Consider the following 23,249-nt stretch of genomic DNA (forward strand, 5'->3'; position numbering starts at 1 on the left):
CCGCAATGTCTTTCAGCTTGATGCCGTCGCGCCGATCAGGCGGCAGCGGCTTTTTTCTTGCGCAGGCGCACGGCACCCAGACCGCCGACACCGGCGAGCAGGAACAGAGCCGAGGCGGGCAGCGGAACCGGAGCGGCTTCCAGCGTCACGTCCGCGTAGATGGTCTTGGCGGTGCCAAGGATCAGGTCGACGCCCTGGTCGAACACGACCGAGTAGATCCCGCCGTTGCCGAAATCGAGCGTGAACTCGTTCTGGTCCCAAACCAGCGCGCCCAGCGTGATGCTGCCGAAAGCGCTGAGGAAGCCGCCGCCGCCGATGGCCGAAGCGGAACCGCCCGGGGTCGCGAACGCCAGCGTGGCGTCAACGCCGAACAGGCCGGCCGCGAAGAACGGGTTGTTGGTGTCGGCGGTGATGTCGAAGAACGCAAGGGTCTTCGTCTCACCCACACCCAGCGAGAACGCAGAGCCGATGAGGCCCGAGTTCAGGTCGATGGTCACGTCGCAGCCCAGGCAGGCCGAAACGTCGGCCACGCTGGTGTCGCCGCCGACGATGAAGTCGACGGTCGTGGCGTACGCAGTGCTGGCCGTCAGGCCGATTGCAAGTACGGCGCCTTTACAAATATTCAACAGCTTCATGTGTTACCCCTCCGCGTAAGTATGCGGTCATAGCTATAAGGAACTTCTTTCTGCCACAGTTCCGCCCGCTTTCCATCCGGAATTGTCGCATCAAGGGCAAAATTTTGTCTTTTGTCCACATGCCGCAACTAAATATGGGAAAATTAGCGGATCGTTCGTGCCAGGGATACGATCGAGCCGCAGTGAACGCAATTAGGTTTCGAAGATGAAATGAATACTGTTTAACTTAACGTAACATTTCATCATGTTTCCTTAGCGTTATTTCCAGTAACACTCGCAAATGGGCGAAAGCAGCTTTGCCTCGACACTTAAGACGCGAAAACGCCGCCCCGCGCTGGGCGGGACGGCGTTTCAAGCGGGGTGTCGGAATCGTTACGAGAACGACTTCTCGATCTTGTCCAGCGTCTGCATCGCCGACAGCACGTCATGCACCGACGAGTTCGGCTCGCGGCCTTCCTGGATCGCCGAGATGAACTCGCGGTCGATCAGTTCGATGCCGTTGTTCGACACGGCGACGTCCGACAGGTCGATCGGGTTTTCCTTGCCATCGAACAGGTCGTCGTAGCGGGCGATATAGGTTCCGTTGTCGCAGATGTAGCGGAAGAAAGTGCCGAACGGCCCATCGTTGTTGAACGAAAGCGACAGGGTGCAGATCGCGCCGTTCTCGGCCTTCATGCCGATCGCCATGTCCATCGCGATGCCCAGTTCGGGGTGGTGCGGACCCTCGATGCCGAAGGCTTCCTTCACCTGACCGCCGGTCTGGTACTGGAACAGGTCGACCGTGTGGCAGGCGTGGTGCCACAGCAGGTGATCCGTCCACGACCGGGCCTCGCCCTTGGCGTTGGTGTTGGTGCGGCGGAAGAAGTAGGTCTGCACGTCCATCTGCTGGACCGTCAGCTCGCCCGCCATGATCTTGTTGTGGATCCACTGGTGCGAGGGGTTGAAGCGGCGGACCTGACCGGCCATCGCCAGAACGCCGGTTTCCTTCTGCACCTTGCAGATCTCTTCCGAGTCCGACAGCGAGTCCGCCATCGGGATCTCGATCAGCACCGGTTTGCCGGCCTTCATGCAGGCGATGGCCTGTTCGGCGTGGATCTGGGTGGGGGTGGCGAGGATGACGGCGTCGACGTCATCGCGCGCAAGACATTCGTCCAGCGAGGTCGAGGCGTGGCCGATACCCTTCTCGGCGGCCAGCTTCTCGATCTTCTCCTGGGTCGGGCCCATGACCGAGGTCACGGTGACCTCTTCGATGGCCGACAGGGCGTCGAGGTGTTTCAGTCCGAAGGCCCCGTAGGCGCCGGCGACACAGATACGCATGGGGAAGGCTCCTTTGCGCTATTCACGGAAACGCCGTCCCGCGCGGGCGCGGAACGGGCAGGGGTTCGCGTGCGGCCGCCGGTCAGGCGGCGACGTTTTCAAGGATGATATGGCCGACGGCGGTGTTCGACGCGGGCACATGGTAGTGCCGGTGCACTTCCTTGACCTCGTCGTTCAGCGCGCCGCGCATCACGTGCCACATGACCATCTCGACGCCTTCCGAGCCCGCTTCGCGCAGGTATTCGACGTGGGGCATCTGCGACAGCTTCACCGGGTCCTCGGTCAGCATGTCGAGGAACTGCTGGTCCCACTCGGCGTTGATCAGGCCGGCGCGCTTGTACTGCAGCTGGTGGCTCATGCCGCCGGTGCCGAAGATCATCACGTCCAGGTCTTCCGGGTAGCTTTCGATCGCTTTCCGGATCGCCTTGCCCAGCTGATAGCAGCGGTTGCCGGTCGGGGCAGGGTACTGCACCACGTTCACGGCAAGCGGGATAACGAGGCAGGGCCACTCGTCCTCGGGTGCGACCTCGCCGAACATCACCGACAGCGGGACGGTCAGGCCGTGGTCGACCTCCATCTCGTTCATGATGGTCATGTCGAATTCGTCGAGGATCAGCGACTGGGCGATGTGGCTGGCCAGCTTCTGGTGGTTCTTGACGACCGGCACGGGGCGCGGGCCCCAGCCTTCGTCGGCGGGCTGGAATTCAGCCGCGGCACCCAGCGCGAAGGTCGGGATGCAGGACGCGTCGAAGGCGGTGCAGTGGTCGTTGTAGACAAGGAAGATCACGTCGGGCTTGTTCTTCTTCATCCACTCGCGGCTGTACTGAAAGCCGTCGAACACGGGTTTCCAGTACGGCTGTTCGGTGATGCCGGTGTCCATCGCGACGCCGATGGCGGGCACGTGGGAGCAGCCCACGCCTGCGGTGATACGGGCCATTACTCTTTGTCCTCCCATTCGGATTTATAGCGGTTGCCGTCCGGCGAGCGGCCGCCGTTCAGCATCATCTCGCGGTAGGCATCGACGCCCATGCCGGTCATCAGGCCCGCGAGGTTCTGGAAGTTGATGCCGTCGTTCGCGGCCAGCTTCGAGGTGTAGTAGATGTTCCCGCCCAGCTCGAGCAGGCGGTTCCATTCACGCTTGAGCACGGCTTCGCGCTGCTCCGGCGTCATCGGGTATTTGTCGAGGTACGTCTCTTCATCGGCATTGAACGCGTCCCGGTTCTTCTGCAGGCGCAGAGAGATGCAGAACTGGTTCAGGTGATAGCCTTCGCGCGAACGGTCCGCGTCGAAGACGAATGTGCCGGGAATGTCCTCGTAATCCTTTTCAGGCATTCCTTCCTCCCAGGAAAGTGGTGGCGCCGGTTCAGGCGGTATGATCCGTTATGTGGTCGCATTCGACGAATGCGCAAGGCGACGGATCAGCCGCAGGCGGAGGGCGCCGCCGTCGATTGACATGGCCAAAGCTGTACCAGCCCGCCCGCCGGGCCTGTAATTCGAATGCCCGGGGGAGTATTGGAAAAAGCTATAGAGCGGAGTCTGCAATGTCCCTAACCGCGTGCGCTTCGCCCCACGGTTCCGGCGCTTGCGAGGCGGCGGCCGCGGCGGCGGAGCGGCGCAGGAGGTCGAGGAATTCGGCCTGTGCGACGGTCGGACGCCAGTCGGCGCGGTAGGTCAGGCCGATGCCGCGGGCGTTGTTGTCCAGCCGGATCGGCAACGGCTTGAGGTGGCCGTTGGCTTCTTCGACGCCGATCTGGTGGCGCGAGATGATGGTGACGTAAGGCCCCTGCGCCAGCAGCCCGCGCAGGAACACCAGCGACGAGGACACGACGCGGACGGGGGTGCTGTCGCGGTCGTGGATGCGCAGCGTCTCGTACAGATAGCTGCCCGCCGGTGTCTCGCGCGGTGGGGCGACCCACGGGTAGGCGAGGGTGTCCTCGACGGTCGGAGACGCCTTGCGGAACAGCGGGTGCGAGGGGTGGGCGACCAGCGCCAGCGGGTCGTCGAACAGCGGTTCCTGCACCACGTCCTCGGCGGGGACCGGATCGCGCAGGGCGCCGATGATGCAGTCGAGATCGCCTTCGCGCAGCCCGCGCAGCAGTTGCGGATAGCGTCCGTCGACGACGCGGATCTGCATCCGGCCCGACCGGCGCACCATGGCGTCCACCGCCTGCGGCACGATCGAGGTGCGCGCCAGCGGCAGCGAGCCGATAGAGAAGCTGCCCTCTTGCGTGCCAAGCGCGCGGCCGATTTCCTCGATCCCCTGCCGGATCTCGGCCTGCGCCAGTTTCGCGCCCAGAACGAAGGCCTGCGCGGCGGCGGTCAGTTCGACGCCGACGGCGGTGGCGGTGAAGAAGGTCAGGCCGGACAGCGCCTCGAGATTGCGGGCGGTGCGGTGGATCGTCGGCTGCGATACGCCAAGGTCGCGGGCGGCGACGGTGAAGCTGCCGGCGTTGGCGATGGCGATCAGCGCGCGCAGTTGCGCCGCCGTCACCAGCCGGTCGAAGCCCGCCTTGCGCGAGCCTGCGCCGCCTTCGCTGCGGCCGGACTTCAGCGCCTCGCGCGCGCCCCGGTCGAGATGCGCCAGCGCGGCGCCCACGCGGCGGGCGAACGCCGCGCCCTCGGGCGTCGGTGTCAGCTCGCGGGTGCGGCGGATCAGAAGCGGCGTGCCGAGATCCTTTTCCAGCCCCGCGATGGCCTGCGTCGCCGCCGGTTGCGACAGGTGGCAGCGCCCCGCCGCGACAGAGACCGATCCCGCGCGCACCGCTTCGGCCAGCACGCGCATATGGCGTATGTTGGGGAAGTCAGCAGTCACCGGGCGCTCCTTGCGGCGCGCGGACAGCACCGGCCCGCGCAGGGAATCTGATGAGGGGTATAGACAGAACTTATCCCCGAAGCTTCATTCGAAATAGGCTTTCCGGGGCCGGTCGGCAATAAGGGCCCCGTTCGAACACCGGAGGAGCACCCATGTCCGACAAGAAGACCGCGCTGGTCATCAGCGCCCATTCCGCCGACTTCGTCTGGCGGGCCGGCGGCGCAATCGCCCTGCATCAGTCCCGAGGCTACGATGTCACCGTCGTCTGCCTGTCCTATGGCGAGCGCGGCGAAAGCGCGAAGCTGTGGAAGCAGGAAGGCATGACGCTGGACAAGGTGAAGACCGAGCGCCGGAAAGAGGCCGAGAACGCCGCATCGGCGCTGGGCGTCAGCGATATCCGCTTCCTCGACCGTGGCGACTATCCGCTGGATCTGGGCCGCGAGACGCTGGACATGATGGTCGACATCATCCGCGAGGTTCAGCCGAAGTTCATGTTCTCCCATTCGAAATGGGACCCGTACAACACCGACCACATGCGCACGACCGACTTTGCCCTGGAAGCCCGGATGGTCGCGCAGGCGTGGGGCCACAACCCCGGCCAGAAGGTTCTTGGCGCGCCGCAGCTGTACCTGTTCGAGCCGCACCAGACCGAGCAGATGAACTGGAAGCCGAACACCTTCCTCGACATCACCCCGGTGTGGGACAAGAAATGGGCCGCGATCCAGTGCATGCAGGGGCAAGAGCACCTGTGGCACTTCTACGAAAACGTGGCTGAGAACCGCGGCAACCACTTCCGCCGCAACTCGGGCGGGCAGGCCGGTGGCCGCGACTGCCGCTATGCCGAAGGGTTCGAGGCGATCTTCCCGCGCACGGTGGACGAACTGGAATGAGCTATCAGCCCGGAACCATGGGCGTCGTCGTCCAGAACGTCGAACGCGCCGACCAGTCGATCATCGACGGCCTCGCCGAATGCGGCGTGGCCACGGTGCACGAGGCGCAGGGCCGCAAGGGCCTGCTGGCGTCCTACATGCGGCCGATCTACCCCGGCGCGCGCATCGCGGGCTCGGCGGTGACGCTGCTGGCCGCGCCCTGCGACAACTGGATGATCCACGTCTGCATCGAACAGCTGAAGGAAGGCGACATCATGGTGCTGGGCACCACGTCGCCGTCCGACGCCGGCTATTTCGGCGACCTGCTGGCGACCTCGGCGATGGCGCGGGGCTGCAAGGGCCTGATCATCGACGCGGGCGTGCGCGACGTGCGCGACCTCACCGAGATGGGCTTTCCGGTCTGGTCCAAGGCGGTCTGCGCGCAGGGCACCATCAAGGAGACGGTGGGCTCGGTGAACGTGCCGGTCGTCTGCGCCGACGAGATGGTCAACGCGGGCGACATCATCGTGGCCGACGATGACGGCGTCTGCGTGGTGCGCCGCGAGGAAGCCGCGTCGGTGCTGGAGAAATCCCGCGCCCGCGAGGCCGCCGAGGAAGAAAAGCGCGTGAAGCTGCGGAACGGCGAGCTTGGCCTCGACATCTACAAGATGCGCGAGAGACTGGCCGAGAAGGGCCTGAAGTACGTCTGAGGCATCGCCGCCTTCGGGCGGCGATCCGGCGGGGGGCTTGGCCCCCCGGACTCCCCAAGGTACTTGGAAAGAGAAGAACCGGGAACGGGCAGAGCCCCGTGGGGGCGATCGGTTTGAGGAGAGACGGATGACTGACGGTGTGCGCTGCATGTGGATGCGGGGCGGAACCTCGAAAGGCGGGTATTTCCTCGCCGGTGACCTGCCGGCGAACACGGAAGAACGCGATGCCTTTCTGCTGCGCGTCATGGGCTCGCCCGATGTGCGTCAGATCGACGGGATGGGGGGCTCGGACCCGCTGACCTCGAAGGTCGCGGTCGTGCAGCGATCCGAGCGGGACGGGGTCGACGTCGATTACCTGTTCCTGCAGGTCTTCGTGGACCGGCCGATCGTCACGGACGCGCAGAACTGCGGCAACATCCTTGCCGGCGTCGGTCCCTTCGCCATCGAGCGCGGGCTGGTCGCGGCGCGGGATGGTGAGACTCCGGTTGCGATCTTCATGGAAAACACCGGGCAGGTGGCCGTCGAGGTGGTGCAGACGCCGGGCGGCAAGGTGTCTTACGTGGGCGAGGCCAAGATCGATGGCGTGCCGGGCACCTCGGCGCCGGTGCCGTGCGAGTTCAAGGACACCGCCGGATCGTCCTGCGGCGCGCTGCTGCCCACCGGCAACCCGTGCGACACGGTCGAGGGCGTCGAGGTCACGATGATCGACAACGGCATGCCCTGCGTGGTGATGCGGGCGTCGGACATGGGGATATCGGGCGAGGAGACGCCGGAGGAGCTGGAAGCCAACGAGGATCTGCGCGCGAAGCTGGAAAAGATCCGGCTGGCCTGCGGGCCGATGATGAACCTTGGCGACGTGGCCGAGAAGTCGGTGCCGAAGATGACGATGGTCAGCGCGCCCCAGAACGGCGGCGCGATTTCGACCCGGACCTTCATCCCGCACCGCTGCCACAAGACGATCGGCGTTCTGGGCGCGGTCTCGGTCGCGACCGCCTGCCTGACCGAGGGCTCGCCCGCCTATGATCTTGCCGAACGCGGCGCGGGCGCCGAGCGGACGCTGTCGGTGGAACATCCCACCGGCGAGATGAGCGTCGTGGCGAAACTGGACGACAGCGGCGCGGTCGTCTCGGCGGCGATCCTGCGGACCGCACGGAAACTTATGGACGGAGAGGTGTTCGCATGAGCGATGAAGTGCAGGTGATGGATCCCGACTGGCTGGAATTCCATCCGAACCCGAAGAAGCCCGACTTCAAGCTGCCCGAGGGCGCCGTCGATGCGCATTGCCACGTGTTCGGCCCCAAGGACGAGTTTCCCTTCGCGCCCGAGCGCAAGTACACGCCCTGCGATGCGGGTAAGGACAAGCTGTACGAGCTGCGCGACTACCTTGGTTTCAGCCGCAACGTGATCGTGCAGGCCACCTGCCACGGCAAGGACAACCGCGCCATGGTCGACGCCTGCCGGACCGCGGGCGATCTGGCGCGCGGGATAGCGTCGGTCGGCCCGGACATCACGATGGACGAACTGAAGGAGATGGACGAAGCCGGCGTGCGCGGCGTGCGGTTCAACTTCGTGAAGCGGCTGGTGGATTCCACACCGAAAGAGGTCTTCCTTGGCATTGCCGAGAAGATCGCCAAGCTGGACTGGCATATCGTCGTCTATTTCGAGGCGCAGGATCTGGAAGAGCTGATCCCGTTCCTCAAGCAGCTTCCGACCGTCATCGTGGTCGACCACATGGGTCGCCCCGACGTGTCGAAGGGGGTCGATCATCCGGACTTCCAGCGTTTCGTGCAACTGATGGAGGACGTGCCGACGATCTGGTCCAAGGTGACCTGCCCGGAACGGCTGTCGGTCGAGGGGCCGGACACCGGCTATGCCGACGTGATCCCCTTCGCCAAGCTGATCGTCGAGAAGTTTCCGGACCGGGTGCTGTCGGGCACCGACTGGCCGCATCCGAACATGAAATCGCACATGCCCGATGACGGCGTGCTGGTGGATTTCATCCCGAAGATCGCGGCCACGGCAGAGCTGCAGCAGAAGCTTCTGGTGGACAACCCGATGCGGCTGTACTGGGCGCGCTGATCGGCGTTTTGGACTGGTTTAGGGCGCTGCGGCCGGGGGTCGCGGCGCCCTTTTCATTTGGTGGGGCGGTGGGTTGGAAACCCACCCTACGCTGCTGAACAGGCGTCCCGGCCGACAGGGCGGGTGTCAGTTCGAGGCGCGGGTCATCATCATTTCATGCACTGCTTCCATGCCGCGGTCGGCCATGTCCGTGACCTCGGCTGCGTGGACGTGCATGGCCGCCACCAGTTCCGGGTCGTCAGAGGTCTGAACCACGACGATACCGTCATCGGTGACCTCGATCTCGGTCTCGATCCGCTCGCTGCGCTCGAAGAAGATGTCCAGCGTCGGGCTTTGAATGAAGATCTGCGGGTCGTCGGCAGCCTCGACCCGGGAGATCATGCCGGTGACGTGGCTGATCAGCGCATCCATCACGTCCGGATCGGAGGACCGGGTTACGGTGCGGATGCCGTCGGGCAGGTTGGTGACCTCGCGGGTGATGGTCTGGAAGGCGCGGAACATCACCGCAAGCTCGGCGCTTTCCTCGGGCGTCGCGTTTTCGCCCCGAAGCCCCGGCATGTTCACCATGTCATGCCCGGTGCCGTCGGCGCCGTGGCCGTGTCCGTGACCGCCCCCGTGTCCGGACGTCGCCTGCGCGGCGGCGCCCAGCGGGGTCAACGCCATGGCGAGGGCGCAGGCGGCGGCTTGAAGATAGGTGGGTGCGTGCCGAAACATGACAGAGGTCCTTCCTGAATCGGCGCGACGGTACAGGCCGTGGGGCCTCTGGGCAAACCAGATATGCGTGATCACGAATTTGTTGACGGCCGTCAGGGCCGCCTCGCATAAGTTTTGCGTCCGCAGTATTCGTTCCGCGACCACCGGGGCCGGCACTTGATCCATGTCAAACGCGTGACCCTTCCCGGCATGGGATAAGCCCTCCAGTTACAGGAGGAGACCATGGACCAACCTGGTTACGACTATCACATCGACATCCCCGGAACGACGATCTTCGACGGCAAGCAGGCCATGAAGGGCTATGCGCTGAACAAGATGTGCTACGACTTCAACCGCGCCGAGAACCGCGAAGGTTTCAAGGCCGACGAAGAGGGCTGGATGACGAAATACGGCCTGAACGAGGGCCAGAAAGCCGCCATCCGCAGCCGCAATATCCTGCAGATGATCGAGGAAGGCGGCAACATCTACTACCTCGCCAAGCTGGCCGGGATCTTCAAGCTGTCCGTGCAGGACGTGGGCGGTCTGCAGACCGGAAAAACGACCGAGGAGTTCCAGGAATTCCTCAAGAGCCAGGCATAAGGAGGGGCTATCATGGCACAGGTTCTCGGTGGCATCACCACCTCGCACATCCCCGCCGTGGGCAACGCGATCCAGAAGGAACTGTACGACGATCCGTACTGGAAGCCGTTCTTCGACGGCTATCCGAAGGTTCACGCGTGGATCAAGGAGCACAAGCCGGACTACGTCATCAACATCTACAACGATCACGGGCTGGGCTTCTTCCTTGACCGGATGCCCACCTTCGCCATCGGCGCGGCGCACGAGTACCGCAACGAGGACGAGGGCTGGGGCCTGCCGTCGCTGCCCCCGTTCCCCGGTGCGCCGGAACTGTCGTGGCACATCATCGAGTCGATGGTGGCGGACGAGTTCGACATCACCTCGTGTCAGGAACTGGCGGTTGATCACGGTTTCGTCGTGCCGATGCAACTGTTCTGGCCGGGGGCGCCGAACAACCCCGATATGCCGCGCGCTGTGCCGATCAGCGCGAACACGGTGCAACACCCGATCCCGACGCTGAAGCGGGCGCTGGATTTCGGCAAGGCGCTGGGCCGCGCGTTGCGGTCCTTCCCCGAGGATGCGAAGATCGTCATTCTTGGCACCGGCGGTCTGTCGCACCAGCTGGACGGCGCGCGGGCGGGGTTCATCAACAAGGACTTCGACCAGTACTGCCTTGAAAACATTGTCTCGAACCCCGAGGAGCTGACCAAGGTCACCCGCATGGAACTGGTCGAGAAGGCCGGGGCGCAGGGGACCGAGTTCCTGATGTGGATGATGATGCGCGGTGCGCTGGGCGACGACGTGACCGAGATCACGCGGAACTACCACATCCCGATTTCGAACACCGCCGCGGGGACGCTTTTGCTGGAATGCGCCGCCTGATAGGTATCATGTGACGGAAGGGCCCCGGCGGCAGCGCCGGGGCCTTTTTCTTTTCCCGAGGAGACCCCCATGACGACCCTGCTCTACGTTCCCGGCCTGCTGTCCGACGCCCGCGTGTGGCGCGAGGTGGCCGAGGGGGTGGGGGGCGGTTTCGTGATCGCCGACGTGACGACGCAGAACTCGATCACCGCGATGGCGCAAAGCGTGCTGGCGCTGGCCGAGGGGCCGGTGATCCCCGTGGGGCACTCGATGGGCGGCCGCGTCTCGATGGAGATGGCGCGGCTGGCGCCCGAGAGGATGGCGGGGCTGGTGCTGGCCGACACCGGGCACAATGCGCTGGCCGAAGGCGAGCGGGCCAAGCGCGAGGCAAAGGTGGCCGAGGGCAACGCCGACATGGGCGCGATGGTCACGGCGTGGCTGCCGCCGATGGTGGGCGCGTCGCGGCATTCGGATGCAGCGCTGATGGGCGACCTGACCGAGATGTCGGTCGCCTGCGGACCCGAGGTGCATGCGCGTCAGATCGGAGCACTGATCAACCGCCCGGATGCGGGCGCGTCGCTGGGCGGCGTGACCTGCCCGGTGCTGTTGCTGGTGGGGGACGAGGACGTCTGGAGCCCCGAACCGCAGCACCGCGAGATCGCCGGGATGGTGTCCGGTCCGTCCGATGTCGTGGTTGTCGAGGGGGCAGGGCATTTCCTGCCCTACGAGAAACCCGAGGCGGTCATTGAAGCGATGACGGATTGGTTGGCTGCCCAAGATCTGCGCTGATGTGTGGCAACGCGTCGCGAGATTCCATTTTAAGAACAGATCGTTAATTAAAAACTTGATCCGTTAATTTAAATGGCGCAATTAATTTTTGCAAAACCAATCAACAAGGCAGGGCAGCCCCATGAGCCAGAGCTTCACGACACTATTCTATGGTTCCTTTGATGGAACGACGTTCACCGCAGACGATCCCCCATCTACAGACAGCTACGGCTTTTCCGACACCCTTGATGGGACGGAAAACGACTTCACCGCGGTTGGTGACGACTCGCTCGAGACGGCCTACGGCGGTGTCTTCGAAGTCGTCGGCACGATCGCAAACGTCGGCGTTGTCGTCGATCTTGATGGTATGGGCGATTACTATCTGTTCACCAACAACCCGACCGTTGCGCAGTTTGACAGCTTCACCGTCGACACCACCAGCCCCTACACCTACGACGTGACCTGCTTTGCCGCCGGCACGCAGATCGCCGCGCCGGGCGGAGAACGTGCGGTCGAAACGCTGGAGCCGGGCGACCGGGTGCTGACGACCGAAGGCGAAACGACCGTGAAATGGGTCGGTCGCCGCACGGTGCACAAGCTGTTCACCCCGGCCGAGAAGTTCGCGCCGGTGCGGGTGACCGCCGGTGCCCTGGGCAATGGCCTGCCGCACACCGATCTGGTTCTGACCGCGGACCACGCGCTGATGCTCGACGGGCTGGCGGTGAACGCGGGCGCTCTGGTCAACGGCACCACGATCCGCTTCGACGCGATGGCCGACCTGCCCGAGCAGGTGACCTATTACCACGTCGAGACCGAGGCGCATGAGGTCATCCTCGCCAATGGCACCCCCGCCGAGACCTATGTCGACAACGTCGGCCGCCGCGCCTTCGACAACTTCGCCGAGTATCAGGCGCTGTGCGGCGAAGAGCGGACCATCGACGAGATGCCGCTGCCGCGGATCGCGTCGGCCCGGCTTCTGCCGGCGGATCTGCGGGCGCGTCTGGGCCTTGATGCCGAGGATGTCGCGGTCGGCTTCTAAGCCGCGAGGCACACGCTTCCAGAAGAGTGTGCAGAACAGGGATTTCTGGAAATTCCCGTCACCCGTCCTGCAGCCGCGCCCGGAAGGCGCGCGGCGACAGGCCGGTGGCGCGCGAAAAGACCCGGCTGAAATAGGCCGGGTCCGAAAACCCCAGCGCGTAGGCGATCGTCGATACCGGCAGGTTGGTATAGACAAGGTTCCGCCGCGCCTCGCGGATCAGCCGTTCCTCGATCAGCCCCGTCGCGGGCCGCCCCGTCGCGGAACGGGCCACGCGGCTAAGATGCGTCGTGCTCACCGCCAGCGCATCGGCATAGTCCGCCACCTTCCAGTGATCCGCATAATGCGACTCCAGCAGCGCCTCGAACCTGTCCAAGAGGTCGCCGCCGCCAGACGCGTCTTCTGGCTGTTCGCCGGTCAGCGCTCGTGCGATCCGTCCAAGTAATCCACCCGCCAGCGCCCGCAGGATCTGCGCCCGGGCAAAGCCGCGGCCCGGATGTTCGGCGGCGATGGCGCGCAGGGTCGCCACGGTGGCGGGTTCGGCGTCGATCAGGGCGGGGCGGCTTAGCACCGGGCGCAGCCCTTCCGCCGGATGCAGGCTTTCGTCAAGGATCTCGGCGGCCAGCGTGACGACCAGCCCCACCGTGCCCGGCGCAAAGCGGAACCCGTGCACCAGGCCGGTCGGGACGTTCAGCAGGCACATCGGCCGCAAGTCCAACACCGTTCCGTCCAGCGAGGCCTGCCCGCCGCCGGCTTCCACGAACAGCGCCTGATGCAGCCGCGCGTGGCGGTGGGGCGCGAACTCCCAGTCGTGCAGCCGCGAGCGGGTCTCGATCGTCTCGCAATGCACCACGTCCGGCAGGTCGGCGGATTCGCCGAACAGGTTGTAGGTGAGGATCTGCGCGCCCTGCGTCATGTCCGATGCGTACAAGTTTTTCGCGGGGCGGTCCATTCCGTGCAGGCCGCGCGCCGTTTATTTTCTGACGATCACTGGAGGAGAGCGCGACATGAAAACGCAAGTCTGCATCATCGGCGGCGGGCCCTCGGGGCTGATGCTGAGCCAGCTTCTGCACCTGAAGGGCATCGACACCATCGTGCTGGAGCGGCAAAGCCGCGAGTACGTCCTTGGCCGCATCCGCGCCGGGGTTCTGGAACACGGCTTCGCCGAACTGATGCGCGAGGCGCAGTGCGGCGAACGGATGGACCGCGAAGGCGAGATCCACGACGGGTTCTACATCGCCCATGACGGCAAGCTGGACCGGGTCGACCTGAAGAAATACTCGGGCGGTTCCTCGGTGGTGGTCTATGGCCAGACCGAACTGACGCGTGACCTGTACGAGGCGCGCGACAAGATGGATGGCAAGGTCATCCACAACGTCGAGGACGTGACCCTGCACGACCTGAAAAGCGATGCGCCGTGGGTGACTTACCGCGACGGTGACGAGATCGTGCGCATCGATTGCGACTTCGTCATCGGCGCCGACGGCTTCCACGGGGTCAGCCGCAAGTCGATCCCGAAGGACGTGCTGACCGAGCATGAAAAGGTCTATCCGTTTGGCTGGCTGGGCGTCCTGAGCCGCACCAAGCCGGTCAGCCCGGAACTGATATATGCCCGCAACGACCGGGGGTTCGCCCTGTGCTCGCTGCGCAGCCAGGTTCTAAGCCGCTACTACATTCAGGTCCCGCTGACCGACAGCGTCGAGGACTGGTCGGACGAGGCTTTCTGGGACGAGCTGAAACAGCGTCTGCCGGACGAGGTCTCGGCCAAGCTTGAAACTGGCCCGTCGATCGAGAAATCCATCGCGCCGCTGCGGTCGTTCGTGGCCGAGCCGATGCGCTATGGCAATCTGTTCCTTGCGGGCGACGCGGCCCACATCGTGCCGCCGACCGGCGCGCGCGGGCTGAACTCGGCGGCGTCGGACATCTACTATCTCTATCACGGGATGGTGGATCACTACCTGAACGGCGACGATGCGGGGCTGGAAGGCTATTCCGCAAAGGCGCTGGCGCGGGTCTGGAAGGCGCAGCGGTTCTCGTGGTGGATGACCACGCTACTGCACACCTTCCCCGAGTCGATCACCTACGACCAGCGGCTTCAGGAGACGGATATGGAATACCTGTTCTCTTCCGAAAAGGCGCTGGGTTCGCTGGCCGAGAACTACGTCGGCCTGCCGTTCTGACACGACCAAGCGCTACGAATGCACGCGGCTCCGAAGACGGGGCCGCGTTTTCGTTTGCGGGACTGGGATTTGTGGGGCGGTTCAGCTCCGCACTGGCGACCTGCGCGGTGGCGCGCTAAGCCTTGGCGGTGCCGCAAGGAGGAGACTGTCGCATGTGGGAACCCGCCGAACGCTATCCCGACCCGTCCATCGAGATTCTCGATGACCGCTTCGCCGATCTGGTGTTGTGGCACGCCGCTGTCGAGCGGTTGGCGACCGGCTGCCGCTGGTCCGAGGGGCCGGTGTGGTTCGGGGATCAGCGGGCGCTGGTCTGGTCCGACATTCCCAATGACCGCCTGCTGCGCTGGGACGAGACGACGGGCGGCGTGTCCGAGTTCCGCAAGGGCGGCCATGCGAACGGCAACACCCGCGACCGGCAGGGCCGGCTGATCTCGTGCCAGCACGGCGCGCGCGCTGTGGTGCGGACCGAGATCGACGGCAGTCTGACGGTGCTGGCCGACAGCTTCGATGGCAAACGATTGAATTCGCCCAATGATGTGGTCGTGAAGTCGGACGGCAGCGTCTGGTTCACCGACCCTACCTTTGGCATCCTCAGCCATTACGAAGGCGGCGTGGCCGAGCCCGAACTGCCCACCAACGTCTATCGCATCGACGGCAAGACCGGGGAAATGACGGCGGTCATCGAAGGGATCGACCAGCCGAACGGCCTGTGTTTCTCGCCCGACGAAAGCCTGCTGTACCTCGTGCAGTCGGGGCTTCCGAAGAAGATCCACGTGTTCGACGTGGCGGCGGACGGCCGGTCGGTCGGGGACGGCCGCGTTTTTGTCGAAGCGGGCGAACGCGGCACGCCGGACGGGTTCCGCTGTGATGTGCAGGGCAACCTGTGGGCCGGCTGGGGGCTGGGCGACGGGCTGGACGGGGTGCGGGTCTTCGCGCCCGACGGAACCGCCATCGGACATATCCACCTGCCCGAGCGCTGCGCGAACCTGTGTTTCGGCGGGCGGCACCGCACGCGGCTGTTCATGGCGGCCAGCAAGTCGCTGTATGCGCTGCACGTGAAGGTGCAGGGGGTTGCTTACGCCTGATAAATGACTCTGGCATCTTTCTGCCTCCGGGCAGATAAGGGCGCCATGCAACAGGTGAACGTTTTCGATACCGGCGTGCTTCTCGTGCTGGGCGTTTTGGGGGGCACTCTGGCGGCCTTCGCGGGGCTGCCGATGCCCTATATGCTGGGCAGTCTGGGGTTCAGCGCGGCTTACACGATCTTTCAGACCCAGCGCGACCACGTGGTGAAGTTCCCGCGAAACCTGCGGTTTTTCTTCATCGCCACCATCGGCACGATGATCGGTGCGCGGTTCACGCCCGAACTTCTGGGCCTGTTCCCGCAATACTGGCCGTCGTTTCTGGCGCTGATCCCCTTCGTGCTGGTGGCCTACGCCTTCGGCTACACCGTGTTGCGCAGGGTCGGGCGCTATGACCGGGCCACCGCGACCTATGCGGCGCTTCCGGGCGGGCTGATCGAGGCGATCACCATGGGCGAACGCGAAGGCGCGGACGTGCGGGTTCTGACCGTGCAGCACTTCGCGCGGATCATCGTGGTCGTCGTCAGCGTGCCCTTGCTGTTCCTGTTCATCGGCGGCGAGGCGGTGGGCAGCGCGGCGGGGCAGACCATGGCCGACGGCAAGGCGGGCTGGATCGACCTTTGCGTGATCGCGGTGCTGGCGCCTTTGGGCCTATGGCTCGGGCGGCGGCTGGGCCTGCCGGCGGGTCAGTTGATGGGGCCGCTGGTGCTGTGCGGGATCGCGCATGTCACGGGGCTGCTCAGCCTGCACAGCCCGTTCTGGCTGTTGCCGCTGGCGCAGCTGGTGGTGGGTGCCGGGCTGGGGGCGCAGTTCGCCGGGGCCAGTGCCGGGTTGCTGATCAAGGCCTTCTCGCTGGGCGTGGTCAACGTCGCCGGCATTCTAGCCATCGGCGCCTCCGCGGCCTTCGCGCTTCGCAATATCGTGCCCGGCGGGTTCGAACCGCTGTTCATCAGCTTCGCCCCCGGCGGCATGACAGAGATGGCGCTGATCGCGCTAAGCCTCGAGGCAAGCCCGGTGATCGTCACCGCGCACCACCTGTTCCGCATCCTGCTGGCGGTGGTCGTTGTCGGCTGGGTCGGCAAGCGTCAAAAGGCGCGGGGCGCTGCGGAGTAGGCGGTTTTTGCGTTTAGGCGCGGATGTATGTTCCGATCAAGAAACCAGCGTCAATGACCGCAAATCCGACCGCAAAACATCGCTTTCGTATAGGTTAAATTCCTAGCGCCGCCACAGCCACGCATAGCTTGCCAGCGCGCCCTGCAGCTTTGCGACGCCACGGTTTACCGCGCCGGGGCGTGGCAGGTTTCCGGTCTCCAACCGTTCGGCGACAACCTCGGCGGGGCAGGGTTCGCCCGTGACCGGATCGAAATAGCGTGGATATGCGATCAGCGCGGCATGGGCGAGCGCGGCACAGGATGGCCGTGCCTGCCGGCGGGCCGGCACGGGACCAAGGTCACGCGTCAGTCCCCAGCCCGCGTAGAACGGCGTCCCAAGGCAGGTGACGGGCAGGCCGCGCAACAGCGCCTCGAACCCCAGAAGCGAGGTCATCGTCCAGACCTCGTCGCATTCTTCCAGCAGCCGGATCGGATCGCACGGCCCCAGCACCAGATCGGCGGCGGCCGTTGCGTCGGGCTCCAGCGCGCCGATGCGCAGACCGGCTTCGACGTCGGGATGCGGCTTGTACAGGATCACCGCGCCGGGGTTCTCGGCCCGGGCGCGTTCCAGCAACGCGCGGTTCGTCCGAACCTCGCCGCCGCCGGTCAGGATCGAAGCGTCGTCTTCGACCTGTCCCGGCACAAGGATACGGTGGCCGGGCGGCAATTCGGGCACGCCGTTGCGGTGCAGGTTGTACTTCGACAGCCGCGCGCGGGTGATGCGCGTCACCAACCGCTCGGCCCGCGCCAGCCGCGCGGGCGGCAAATCGGCGGCCTTGGCGATCAGGTCTTCCAGACGGCTGGGCCGCGTCGGATCGTAGTAGATGCCAAGATCGTCCGCCACCAGCGACAGCGGCGGCACAAGGTCCGCGCCCAGCCCGCGGGATCGCAGAAAGCCGTCCTCGATGCGCAGCACTTCGGTCGTATCGCCGATGCCGTCGGGCGCCGGGCGGGGGCGGGGCAGGGCAGTGTCCTCGCGACCGGCCCAGACCATCAGGCGGCGGCGGTCGCGGCCCGCAATCGACACGGCGCGGGCCGGATCGTCCTCGAACCGCAGGCGGCGCTGGGCCCCGAACACCTTCTGCAACGGCTTGCGCTTCCACAGCCGCATGCCAGACGCGACATAGCCCCGGCGGTCGTCGCGCCACCCCTGCACCTTCGCTTCAAGCGCGGCAAGAACGTCCTCCAACTCGCACAGGCTGTCCGAGAAGGGATCGTACCACGTCGGGTACAGGATCATCGCAGCGGCAAATAGCTGTGCGCGGGTCAGGCGGCGCTGGCGGCGGTCGATGGGGAATTCGTCCTGCGTCAGGCCCCAGCCGGCATAGAAGGGCTGGCCGAACACGCGGGGGCGGTGCCCGGCGAAGATCGCCTCGAACCCCAGCCCCGAACTGACGGTGTAGACGCCCAACGCGCCGTCGAACAGCTTCCACGGGCTAACCGGGTCGGTCAGCAAAGTGATGCCCGGACGTTCGACATCGCGCCCGAAATGGCCGGGGCGGTGGCCGCCTGAGGTCTCGGGGTGCGACTTGATGACGATCTGCGCGCCGGGGTGTTCTTCCTGAGCGAAAACAAGCATTTCGCGGAACGTGGCCTCGGTCGCGCCCGCCCCCGCGATCGAGGCGTCGCCGCGGGTCTGGTCGATCACCACGACGTAGGGCGCGGTGGGCACCGGCGCGGCGGGATCGAAGGCGTTGTATTTCGACAGATGCGCCTCGCGGATCCACGCGCTGCAGGCCCGTGCGCGGTCCAGAAGCGCGGTGTCGTCCAGCGGATGCGTCGCCAGCAGGGTTTCGATGTCCGACGGCTGCGCGCGGTCGAAATGCAGCCCCGTCCGGTCCAGCAGCAGGCCCATCGGCGGCTCGCCGTCGCGACCGGGATACAGCGACCGCAGAAACGCGTCCTCGACCCGCAGGACCGGTGCGCCGGTGCGTTCCGACACGGTCTCGCCACGCGGGGCGGTGGGGCTTTTGCCCCAGACGCCGATCCAGTCGCCGTCACCGGGCGCGCCGACGCGGATGTCCCAGCCGGACAACTGAAGTATGCGCCGGATCCGACGCTGCGTCAGGAAACCGCCGTTGTAAACGTAAAGCCGCCGGGGCGTTTCCACCCCGGCGGCCATATGTCCGGCCATGTGTGTCACACCATCATTCGCCGAAGGTGTTGAACGTGTCGATCGCGTTCGCCGTACTGCCGATGGCCGAGAGCGTGCCGGTGAAGGCCGCGATGGTCTTGGACCACTGCGAGAAGGGCGCCTCGGTCACGTAGACGGTATCGCCGTCGCGGATCACGAAATCGCGCGCCTCGAACAGGCCGTTGGGTTCGGTCAGGTCCAGAACGTAGACCATGCGCTGCGCGCCGATCAGGTCGCCGCGGCCAAGCACCTGCCGGGCGATCTCTTCCGGCTCGTTGCGCAGCACGAAGACGCCGGTGGGGTCGGCCGAGACCGAGCGCAGGCCGCCGACCTGTGCGATCGCCTCGATGGCGGTGATGGTCCGCGTCTCGAACCGGACCTGGCTTTGCTGGCCGGTCGCGCCAAGCGCGGTGAAGGTGCGGGTGTCCGCCTCGACCAGAATACGGTCGCCGCCGCGCAGGGCGACATCGACGGTGGGGTCTTCGAACAGGTCTTCGAACCAGATTTCGCCCGTGTGACCGCCACGGATGATCTTCACCTTCGCCGCTTCGGGTTCCACGGTGACACCGCCCGCGGCGGCGATCATCGCGCCCAGCGTGCGCGTCGGCCGTTCGATGGGATAGACGCCCTGACCGGTGATCGCCCCCGACAGCGAGACGGTGGCCCCGTTGCCGGCAAGGCGGCGGACCATGACCTGCGGGTCGGGGGTCTGCTCGGCCAGCTTCTCGGTGATCAGGCGGCGGATGGTCTCGGGCGTATTGCCCGCGGCCATGATGCGCCCGGCGTAGGGCACGAAGATATAGCCCGCGCCATCCACCTGCACCTCTTCCAGCACGGAAGAGTTCACGCCAACCGCCGACAGCAGGCCGTCGTCCACGTTCTCGTAGATCGTCAGGCCCAGCGTGTCGCCGGGGCGGATGGTGTCAGAGCCGACGATGCCGGCGTTCAGGAATGCGTCAGAAAAGCCAAGCGCGGGCACCACGGCGGTGGCGCGCGTCACACGCTCGTTCACGGTGACGATGAACGCATCGCCTTCCTTCTGGACGGATCCGGCGTAGATTTCGCGCTTGTTCGGCCCCGAACGGGGCAGCCCGCAGCTAGCGGTAAAGCCCACAAGCGCCACAAGAGCGGCAGCTCGCGCGACTCGCGATGCCTTGATTTTCACTGCCCGGTCTCCTCGACCTGTTTTATCTGCCTCAAGTTTTTCAGGTAACCTATCGGAAACAGGCCCGAAAAACCAGCAGCAAACGGGTGTGGAGCCTATTTGACCACGCGCAACTGTTGCCGAGGTGCCGCTGTGCCCTTGCGCAGCGCGTCGTAAGGATCCTCTGGCGCAAGCATCATGTCGACCACCTGCCGCAGCAGTTGCCGCCGTCCGCGGGCCGAGTAGAAGCCGCCGGGCACCTGCGAGGTTTCCAGCAGGAAATGGCGGTAGTCGCGGTACGCCCGGTTGTCCGGACGGGTGGGCTGCGAGAAGAAATCGGGCAGCGGTTGCGTCGACACGAACTCGGGCTTGGCGAAGACCGCGCTGCCGAAGACGCGCAGCGGCAGACCGCGCCACAGCACCTGCTGCGCCGCCGTCGAGTTTACCGTGACCGCGCCGCGCGCGTGGTCCAAAAGCGCGGCCAGCTTGCCGCCGCGCACATAGTGCACCCGGTCCGACACCCCGTGTTCCGCTGCCAGCCGCTTGATGTCGCGGCGGATCGGCGCGCGGCCGTCTTCCAGCGGGTGGGCCTTGAAGACCATGTGGTGATGCGGAGGGGCGCCGGCGGCGAAACCTTCGATCACCAGTTCCAGAAACTCGGTCATCGAGTTGAAGGGGCTGTGCTTCTGAAAGCTCGAGTCATGCGCCAGTTGCAGCAGCGTCAGATGATACGGGAAGCCGCCGTACTTGATCCGCCACGTGGCCTGAACCCGGTCGGCCCACAGCCACGGCATCAGAAGCAGGCGCTTGAGATACAACAGGAATTCCTGCGCGACCGTCAGCTCGCGGTGCGCTTCGAAATTGCGGTAGCCGCGGTTCGCCAGCAGCAGAAGCCCGTGATAGGCGGCTCCATAGAACACGTGCTGGCGCATGTCGCCCCAGTGCGCGGGCGCCTCGGGAATGTCGAGTTCCGCGCGCGACAGGATCTGCTGCATCTCGGGCACGCCAAGGTCCATCAGCGCCGAATTCCCGTTCGATCCGTCGCGCTCATAGGTGACCCAGTAGGGGCGCAGGTAGCCTTCCTCGAACACGTGGACCGTCAGGCCAAGGTCCTGCGCGGCGTCCACCGCCTCGGCATGGATGCGGCGGGTGTCGCCGTACAGCACGATATCGGTCACGCCCTTGTCGGCGACGATGGCGCGGAAGGCGGCGGGCCAGTCCTGCGGGGCGTCGCGATAGGGGATGAAGGACGCGCGGTCGCGCCAGAAAAACTGGTCGCCCGCGTTGAACCCGACACGCCAGACATCCGCCCCCGCCGCCCGAAGCATTCGCCCCAGACGGTGAAAGAAGGGACCGTGCGGCCCCTGAAGGAACAGGAATGTCCGGTTCTCGCCGGAAATCATCGACGTCTCCAGTCTGTCGCGTTCAGCCGGCTGAATTCCGGCGCTGATGCAGTCCTGACGCTTCAATCTGGCATTCTTTGGGCTGCCATATGGTTAACGCGGCAAGTCGCAGGCCCTCTCTTGCCCTTGGTTGCGCTTGGCGGCAAGGTCGCCCGCATCAGGAATTGCGAGGCGGTCATGTTCACCGGGATCATCACCGACGTGGGCGAAGTGCTGGACGTCGAGAAGCGCGGCGACCTTCGGGCGAAGATCGCGACCGGCTACGACGTGGACGGCATCGACATCGGCGCCTCGATCGCCTGCGACGGGGTCTGCCTGACGGTGATCGCGCTGGGTGAAAACCCGAAGCCGTGGTTTCAGGTCGAAATCAGCGCCGAGACGGTATCGAAGACCAACATCGGCCAGACCGGCTGGGCTCCCGGCACCCGTATCAACCTTGAACGCGCTTTGAAGGTCGGGGACGAGCTGGGCGGGCATATCGTGTCGGGCCATGTCGACGGGGTGGCCGAGGTGCTGTCGGTCACGCCGGAGGGCGACAGCGCCCGCGTTACCTTCCGCGCGCCCGAGGCGCTGGCGAAGTTCGTCGCGCCCAAGGGCTCGGTCGCGTTGAACGGCACCTCGCTGACCGTGAACGAGGTCGAGGGTCGCGACTTTGGTGTGAATATAATTCCGCACACGCAAGAGGTTACGACCTGGGGCGCGGTGGCTGCGGGGGACGCGGTGAACCTCGAGATCGACACGCTCGCGCGCTATGTCGCGCGTCTGCGCGAGTGGGCGTGACCTGCCTGTTTTGCGGGATCGCCTGTGGGGACGTTCCGGCGGCGATCGTTTACGAAGATGACGAGCTCGTCGCGTTTCTCGACACTATGCCGATCCGGCGCGGGCATGTGCAGATCATTCCCCGGGCGCATTACCCTTATTTCGATGATCTGCCGGGCGATCTGGCCGGCAGGATGCTGGTCCTCGGTCAGCGGCTGGCGCGTGCGATGAAGCAGGTCTACGGTGTTCAGCGGGTCGGGTTCGCGTTCACCGGCGGCGACGTGGACCATGCGCATGCGCATGTGGTGCCGCTGCACGAGAAAACCGACCTGACCTCGCGGCGCTATATCGCCGAAGAGCGGCTGACCTTCACCGAATTACCGGCCCTGACGCCGGACGAGGCGGCGGCGGTGGTCGCGGAATTGAAACACGTGCTGGAGGCAGGCGAATGACGGCAGGGATCGGGCACAACGGCGGGCCGACGATGGAAGGCGGATACCGCTGGCGCAAGCATGTCTGGACGAAGGCGCGGGCGGAACTGATCCCGAATACGGTGCCGCTGGAGATCGTGCGCCGCCGGGTGAAGCGGGCGGCGGAACTGGGGATCGATTATCGCACCTATGCGTCGATCCGGGCGGCCTCGGGGCATGACGTGGTGGCCTTCCTGTTCTCGGGCAACGCGCTGGAACTGCGACCGCGCCGGGTTGCGGTCCCCGAGAGGGTCAGCGCCCGGCTGCAGGCGCTGGACGGTGCGGCGGGACGGCTGGCGGCTGTGTACGCACCGGCGCATCCGTCGGCGGTGGCGCAGGCGAACCCCGGTCTGCTGGACGAGATCGCGGCCGCGCCGGCATTCACCGAAAGCTGGTCGGCAATGCGCGAGAGGTTGTCGGGTCTGCTGGCGGCGGGCGGGGCGAAGCGCGACGGGGTTGTGCTGGTCTCGGCCACATCCGTCGAACAGGAATGGTGCGGCGCGGCGCGGCTGGCGGGCGTGATCCCGGCAGAGAGGTTCTTTGCAGTCGGCTAGATTGCAGATTCTG

At 65.6% G+C, this 23,249-nt stretch carries 24 protein-coding genes; 14 read left to right on the top strand and 10 right to left on the bottom strand.

The window, feature by feature from the left end; genetic code table 11:
* Positions 1 to 35: 35 nt before the first annotated feature.
* The 5 genes from ACP156_RS02935 to ACP156_RS02955 all read right to left on the bottom strand — a co-directional run bounded on the left by ACP156_RS02935 (position 36) and on the right by ACP156_RS02955 (position 4,764).
* Positions 36 to 635: a VPLPA-CTERM sorting domain-containing protein gene (locus ACP156_RS02935; protein ID WP_425049793.1), complete on the bottom strand. Its 600-nt coding sequence runs from the start codon at positions 633 to 635 to the stop codon at positions 36 to 38.
* Positions 636 to 1,007: 372 nt separating this feature from the next.
* Entirely contained in the window at positions 1,008 to 1,952 is a 945-nt protein-coding gene (locus ACP156_RS02940; protein WP_425049794.1) for a Gfo/Idh/MocA family oxidoreductase, read from the bottom strand.
* Positions 1,953 to 2,034: 82 nt separating this feature from the next.
* The gene (locus ACP156_RS02945) at positions 2,035 to 2,889 is read right to left on the bottom strand and encodes a class III extradiol dioxygenase subunit beta (RefSeq protein WP_425049795.1); all 855 of its coding nucleotides are present in this window, start codon (positions 2,887 to 2,889) and stop codon (positions 2,035 to 2,037) included.
* Positions 2,889 to 3,284: a protocatechuate 4,5-dioxygenase subunit alpha gene (gene ligA, locus ACP156_RS02950; RefSeq protein WP_425049796.1), complete on the bottom strand. Its 396-nt coding sequence runs from the start codon at positions 3,282 to 3,284 to the stop codon at positions 2,889 to 2,891. Before ligA ends, ACP156_RS02945 begins: the two co-directional genes overlap by 1 nt.
* Before the next feature lie 190 nt (positions 3,285 to 3,474).
* Positions 3,475 to 4,764 carry a LysR family transcriptional regulator gene (locus tag ACP156_RS02955; protein ID WP_425049797.1) on the bottom strand — a complete coding sequence of 430 codons (1,290 nt, stop codon included), beginning with the start codon at positions 4,762 to 4,764 and terminating at the stop codon, positions 3,475 to 3,477.
* Positions 4,765 to 4,916: 152 nt separating this feature from the next.
* Between ACP156_RS02955 and ACP156_RS02960 the strand changes: the two genes are divergently transcribed.
* From ACP156_RS02960 to ACP156_RS02975, 4 genes are all read left to right on the top strand, one after another.
* Positions 4,917 to 5,654, top strand: a complete 738-nt coding sequence (locus ACP156_RS02960) for a PIG-L deacetylase family protein (RefSeq protein ID WP_425049798.1) — start codon at positions 4,917 to 4,919, stop codon at positions 5,652 to 5,654.
* A complete protein-coding gene (locus tag ACP156_RS02965) occupies positions 5,651 to 6,343 on the top strand; it encodes a 4-carboxy-4-hydroxy-2-oxoadipate aldolase/oxaloacetate decarboxylase (protein ID WP_425049799.1) in 693 nt (230 codons plus the stop codon). Before ACP156_RS02960 ends, ACP156_RS02965 begins: the two co-directional genes overlap by 4 nt.
* Positions 6,344 to 6,470: 127 nt before the next feature.
* Positions 6,471 to 7,526 carry a 4-oxalomesaconate tautomerase gene (locus ACP156_RS02970; RefSeq protein WP_425049800.1) on the top strand — a complete coding sequence of 352 codons (1,056 nt, stop codon included), beginning with the start codon at positions 6,471 to 6,473 and terminating at the stop codon, positions 7,524 to 7,526.
* The gene (locus tag ACP156_RS02975; protein ID WP_425049801.1) at positions 7,523 to 8,422 is read left to right on the top strand and encodes an amidohydrolase family protein; all 900 of its coding nucleotides are present in this window, start codon (positions 7,523 to 7,525) and stop codon (positions 8,420 to 8,422) included. The genes ACP156_RS02970 and ACP156_RS02975 overlap by 4 nt, the downstream gene beginning before the upstream one ends.
* A 126-nt stretch (positions 8,423 to 8,548) precedes the next feature.
* Here the strand turns inward: ACP156_RS02975 and ACP156_RS02980 are convergent, their stop codons facing one another.
* A complete protein-coding gene (locus ACP156_RS02980; RefSeq protein WP_425049802.1) occupies positions 8,549 to 9,136 on the bottom strand; it encodes a hypothetical protein in 588 nt (195 codons plus the stop codon).
* 222 nt (positions 9,137 to 9,358) lie between these two features.
* On the opposite strand from ACP156_RS02980, the gene ACP156_RS02985 reads away from it, so the two are divergent.
* The 4 genes from ACP156_RS02985 to ACP156_RS03000 all read left to right on the top strand — a co-directional run bounded on the left by ACP156_RS02985 (position 9,359) and on the right by ACP156_RS03000 (position 12,362).
* Positions 9,359 to 9,715, top strand: a complete 357-nt coding sequence (locus tag ACP156_RS02985; protein ID WP_425049803.1) for a protocatechuate 4,5-dioxygenase subunit alpha — start codon at positions 9,359 to 9,361, stop codon at positions 9,713 to 9,715.
* Between the two features lie 12 nt (positions 9,716 to 9,727).
* Positions 9,728 to 10,576, top strand: a complete 849-nt coding sequence (locus ACP156_RS02990; RefSeq protein ID WP_425049804.1) for a class III extradiol dioxygenase family protein — start codon at positions 9,728 to 9,730, stop codon at positions 10,574 to 10,576.
* A gap of 69 nt (positions 10,577 to 10,645) precedes the next feature.
* Positions 10,646 to 11,344, top strand: coding sequence for an alpha/beta fold hydrolase (locus ACP156_RS02995; RefSeq protein WP_425049805.1), 699 nt, complete (start codon positions 10,646 to 10,648; stop codon positions 11,342 to 11,344).
* Positions 11,345 to 11,465: 121 nt separating this feature from the next.
* A complete protein-coding gene (locus ACP156_RS03000; protein ID WP_425049806.1) occupies positions 11,466 to 12,362 on the top strand; it encodes a Hint domain-containing protein in 897 nt (298 codons plus the stop codon).
* Positions 12,363 to 12,420: 58 nt separating this feature from the next.
* Here the strand turns inward: ACP156_RS03000 and ACP156_RS03005 are convergent, their stop codons facing one another.
* On the bottom strand, positions 12,421 to 13,275 hold the full coding sequence (locus tag ACP156_RS03005) for a helix-turn-helix domain-containing protein (protein ID WP_425049807.1): 855 nt from the start codon (positions 13,273 to 13,275) through the stop codon (positions 12,421 to 12,423).
* Positions 13,276 to 13,366: 91 nt separating this feature from the next.
* Between ACP156_RS03005 and pobA the strand changes: the two genes are divergently transcribed.
* The 3 genes from pobA to ACP156_RS03020 all read left to right on the top strand — a co-directional run bounded on the left by pobA (position 13,367) and on the right by ACP156_RS03020 (position 16,734).
* Entirely contained in the window at positions 13,367 to 14,539 is a 1,173-nt protein-coding gene (pobA, locus tag ACP156_RS03010; protein ID WP_425049808.1) for a 4-hydroxybenzoate 3-monooxygenase, read from the top strand.
* Positions 14,540 to 14,691: 152 nt separating this feature from the next.
* The gene (locus ACP156_RS03015) at positions 14,692 to 15,624 is read left to right on the top strand and encodes an SMP-30/gluconolactonase/LRE family protein (protein WP_425049809.1); all 933 of its coding nucleotides are present in this window, start codon (positions 14,692 to 14,694) and stop codon (positions 15,622 to 15,624) included.
* A gap of 45 nt (positions 15,625 to 15,669) precedes the next feature.
* Complete coding sequence (locus ACP156_RS03020) at positions 15,670 to 16,734, top strand: AbrB family transcriptional regulator (protein WP_425049810.1); 1,065 nt, start codon at positions 15,670 to 15,672, stop codon at positions 16,732 to 16,734.
* 102 nt (positions 16,735 to 16,836) lie between these two features.
* On the opposite strand, the gene ACP156_RS03025 is transcribed toward ACP156_RS03020, so the two are convergent.
* The 3 genes from ACP156_RS03025 to ACP156_RS03035 form a co-directional block, all read right to left on the bottom strand.
* The gene (locus tag ACP156_RS03025) at positions 16,837 to 18,906 is read right to left on the bottom strand and encodes a capsular polysaccharide biosynthesis protein (protein ID WP_425049811.1); all 2,070 of its coding nucleotides are present in this window, start codon (positions 18,904 to 18,906) and stop codon (positions 16,837 to 16,839) included.
* A gap of 13 nt (positions 18,907 to 18,919) precedes the next feature.
* Positions 18,920 to 20,071 (bottom strand): polysaccharide biosynthesis/export family protein, encoded by a 1,152-nt coding sequence (locus tag ACP156_RS03030; RefSeq protein ID WP_425049812.1) that lies wholly within the window; start codon positions 20,069 to 20,071, stop codon positions 18,920 to 18,922.
* A gap of 95 nt (positions 20,072 to 20,166) precedes the next feature.
* Positions 20,167 to 21,453 carry a capsule biosynthesis protein gene (locus tag ACP156_RS03035; protein WP_425050809.1) on the bottom strand — a complete coding sequence of 429 codons (1,287 nt, stop codon included), beginning with the start codon at positions 21,451 to 21,453 and terminating at the stop codon, positions 20,167 to 20,169.
* A 177-nt stretch (positions 21,454 to 21,630) separates the two neighbouring features.
* Between ACP156_RS03035 and ACP156_RS03040 the strand changes: the two genes are divergently transcribed.
* From ACP156_RS03040 to ACP156_RS03050, 3 genes are read left to right on the top strand one after another with little or no spacing between them, the layout of a single operon-like run.
* Positions 21,631 to 22,233, top strand: a complete 603-nt coding sequence (locus ACP156_RS03040; protein WP_425050810.1) for a riboflavin synthase — start codon at positions 21,631 to 21,633, stop codon at positions 22,231 to 22,233.
* Positions 22,230 to 22,664 (top strand): HIT family protein, encoded by a 435-nt coding sequence (locus tag ACP156_RS03045; RefSeq protein ID WP_425049813.1) that lies wholly within the window; start codon positions 22,230 to 22,232, stop codon positions 22,662 to 22,664. The genes ACP156_RS03040 and ACP156_RS03045 overlap by 4 nt, the downstream gene beginning before the upstream one ends.
* Positions 22,661 to 23,236, top strand: coding sequence for a hypothetical protein (locus ACP156_RS03050; RefSeq protein WP_425049814.1), 576 nt, complete (start codon positions 22,661 to 22,663; stop codon positions 23,234 to 23,236). The genes ACP156_RS03045 and ACP156_RS03050 overlap by 4 nt, the downstream gene beginning before the upstream one ends.
* Positions 23,237 to 23,249: the final 13 nt, after the last annotated feature.

Source organism: Psychromarinibacter sp. S121 (assembly GCF_049801035.1).
GTDB lineage: Bacteria > Pseudomonadota > Alphaproteobacteria > Rhodobacterales > Rhodobacteraceae > Psychromarinibacter.

Excerpts from the sequence above, each read along its gene's own strand:
- ACP156_RS02935 (WP_425049793.1), bottom strand. The coding sequence starts at position 635 with ATGAAGCTGTTGAATATTTGTAAAGGCGCCGTACTTGCAATCGGCCTG.
- ACP156_RS02940 (WP_425049794.1), bottom strand. The coding sequence starts at position 1,952 with ATGCGTATCTGTGTCGCCGGCGCCTACGGGGCCTTCGGACTGAAACAC.
- ACP156_RS02945 (WP_425049795.1), bottom strand. The coding sequence starts at position 2,889 with ATGGCCCGTATCACCGCAGGCGTGGGCTGCTCCCACGTGCCCGCCATC.
- ligA (WP_425049796.1), bottom strand. The coding sequence starts at position 3,284 with ATGCCTGAAAAGGATTACGAGGACATTCCCGGCACATTCGTCTTCGAC.
- ACP156_RS02960 (WP_425049798.1), top strand. The coding sequence starts at position 4,917 with ATGTCCGACAAGAAGACCGCGCTGGTCATCAGCGCCCATTCCGCCGAC.
- ACP156_RS02965 (WP_425049799.1), top strand. The coding sequence starts at position 5,651 with ATGAGCTATCAGCCCGGAACCATGGGCGTCGTCGTCCAGAACGTCGAA.
- ACP156_RS02970 (WP_425049800.1), top strand. The coding sequence starts at position 6,471 with ATGACTGACGGTGTGCGCTGCATGTGGATGCGGGGCGGAACCTCGAAA.
- ACP156_RS02975 (WP_425049801.1), top strand. The coding sequence starts at position 7,523 with ATGAGCGATGAAGTGCAGGTGATGGATCCCGACTGGCTGGAATTCCAT.
- ACP156_RS02980 (WP_425049802.1), bottom strand. The coding sequence starts at position 9,136 with ATGTTTCGGCACGCACCCACCTATCTTCAAGCCGCCGCCTGCGCCCTC.
- ACP156_RS02985 (WP_425049803.1), top strand. The coding sequence starts at position 9,359 with ATGGACCAACCTGGTTACGACTATCACATCGACATCCCCGGAACGACG.
- ACP156_RS02990 (WP_425049804.1), top strand. The coding sequence starts at position 9,728 with ATGGCACAGGTTCTCGGTGGCATCACCACCTCGCACATCCCCGCCGTG.
- ACP156_RS02995 (WP_425049805.1), top strand. The coding sequence starts at position 10,646 with ATGACGACCCTGCTCTACGTTCCCGGCCTGCTGTCCGACGCCCGCGTG.
- ACP156_RS03000 (WP_425049806.1), top strand. The coding sequence starts at position 11,466 with ATGAGCCAGAGCTTCACGACACTATTCTATGGTTCCTTTGATGGAACG.
- ACP156_RS03005 (WP_425049807.1), bottom strand. The coding sequence starts at position 13,275 with ATGACGCAGGGCGCGCAGATCCTCACCTACAACCTGTTCGGCGAATCC.
- pobA (WP_425049808.1), top strand. The coding sequence starts at position 13,367 with ATGAAAACGCAAGTCTGCATCATCGGCGGCGGGCCCTCGGGGCTGATG.
- ACP156_RS03015 (WP_425049809.1), top strand. The coding sequence starts at position 14,692 with ATGTGGGAACCCGCCGAACGCTATCCCGACCCGTCCATCGAGATTCTC.
- ACP156_RS03020 (WP_425049810.1), top strand. The coding sequence starts at position 15,670 with ATGCAACAGGTGAACGTTTTCGATACCGGCGTGCTTCTCGTGCTGGGC.
- ACP156_RS03025 (WP_425049811.1), bottom strand. The coding sequence starts at position 18,906 with ATGGCCGGACATATGGCCGCCGGGGTGGAAACGCCCCGGCGGCTTTAC.
- ACP156_RS03035 (WP_425050809.1), bottom strand. The coding sequence starts at position 21,453 with ATGATTTCCGGCGAGAACCGGACATTCCTGTTCCTTCAGGGGCCGCAC.
- ACP156_RS03040 (WP_425050810.1), top strand. The coding sequence starts at position 21,631 with ATGTTCACCGGGATCATCACCGACGTGGGCGAAGTGCTGGACGTCGAG.
- ACP156_RS03050 (WP_425049814.1), top strand. The coding sequence starts at position 22,661 with ATGACGGCAGGGATCGGGCACAACGGCGGGCCGACGATGGAAGGCGGA.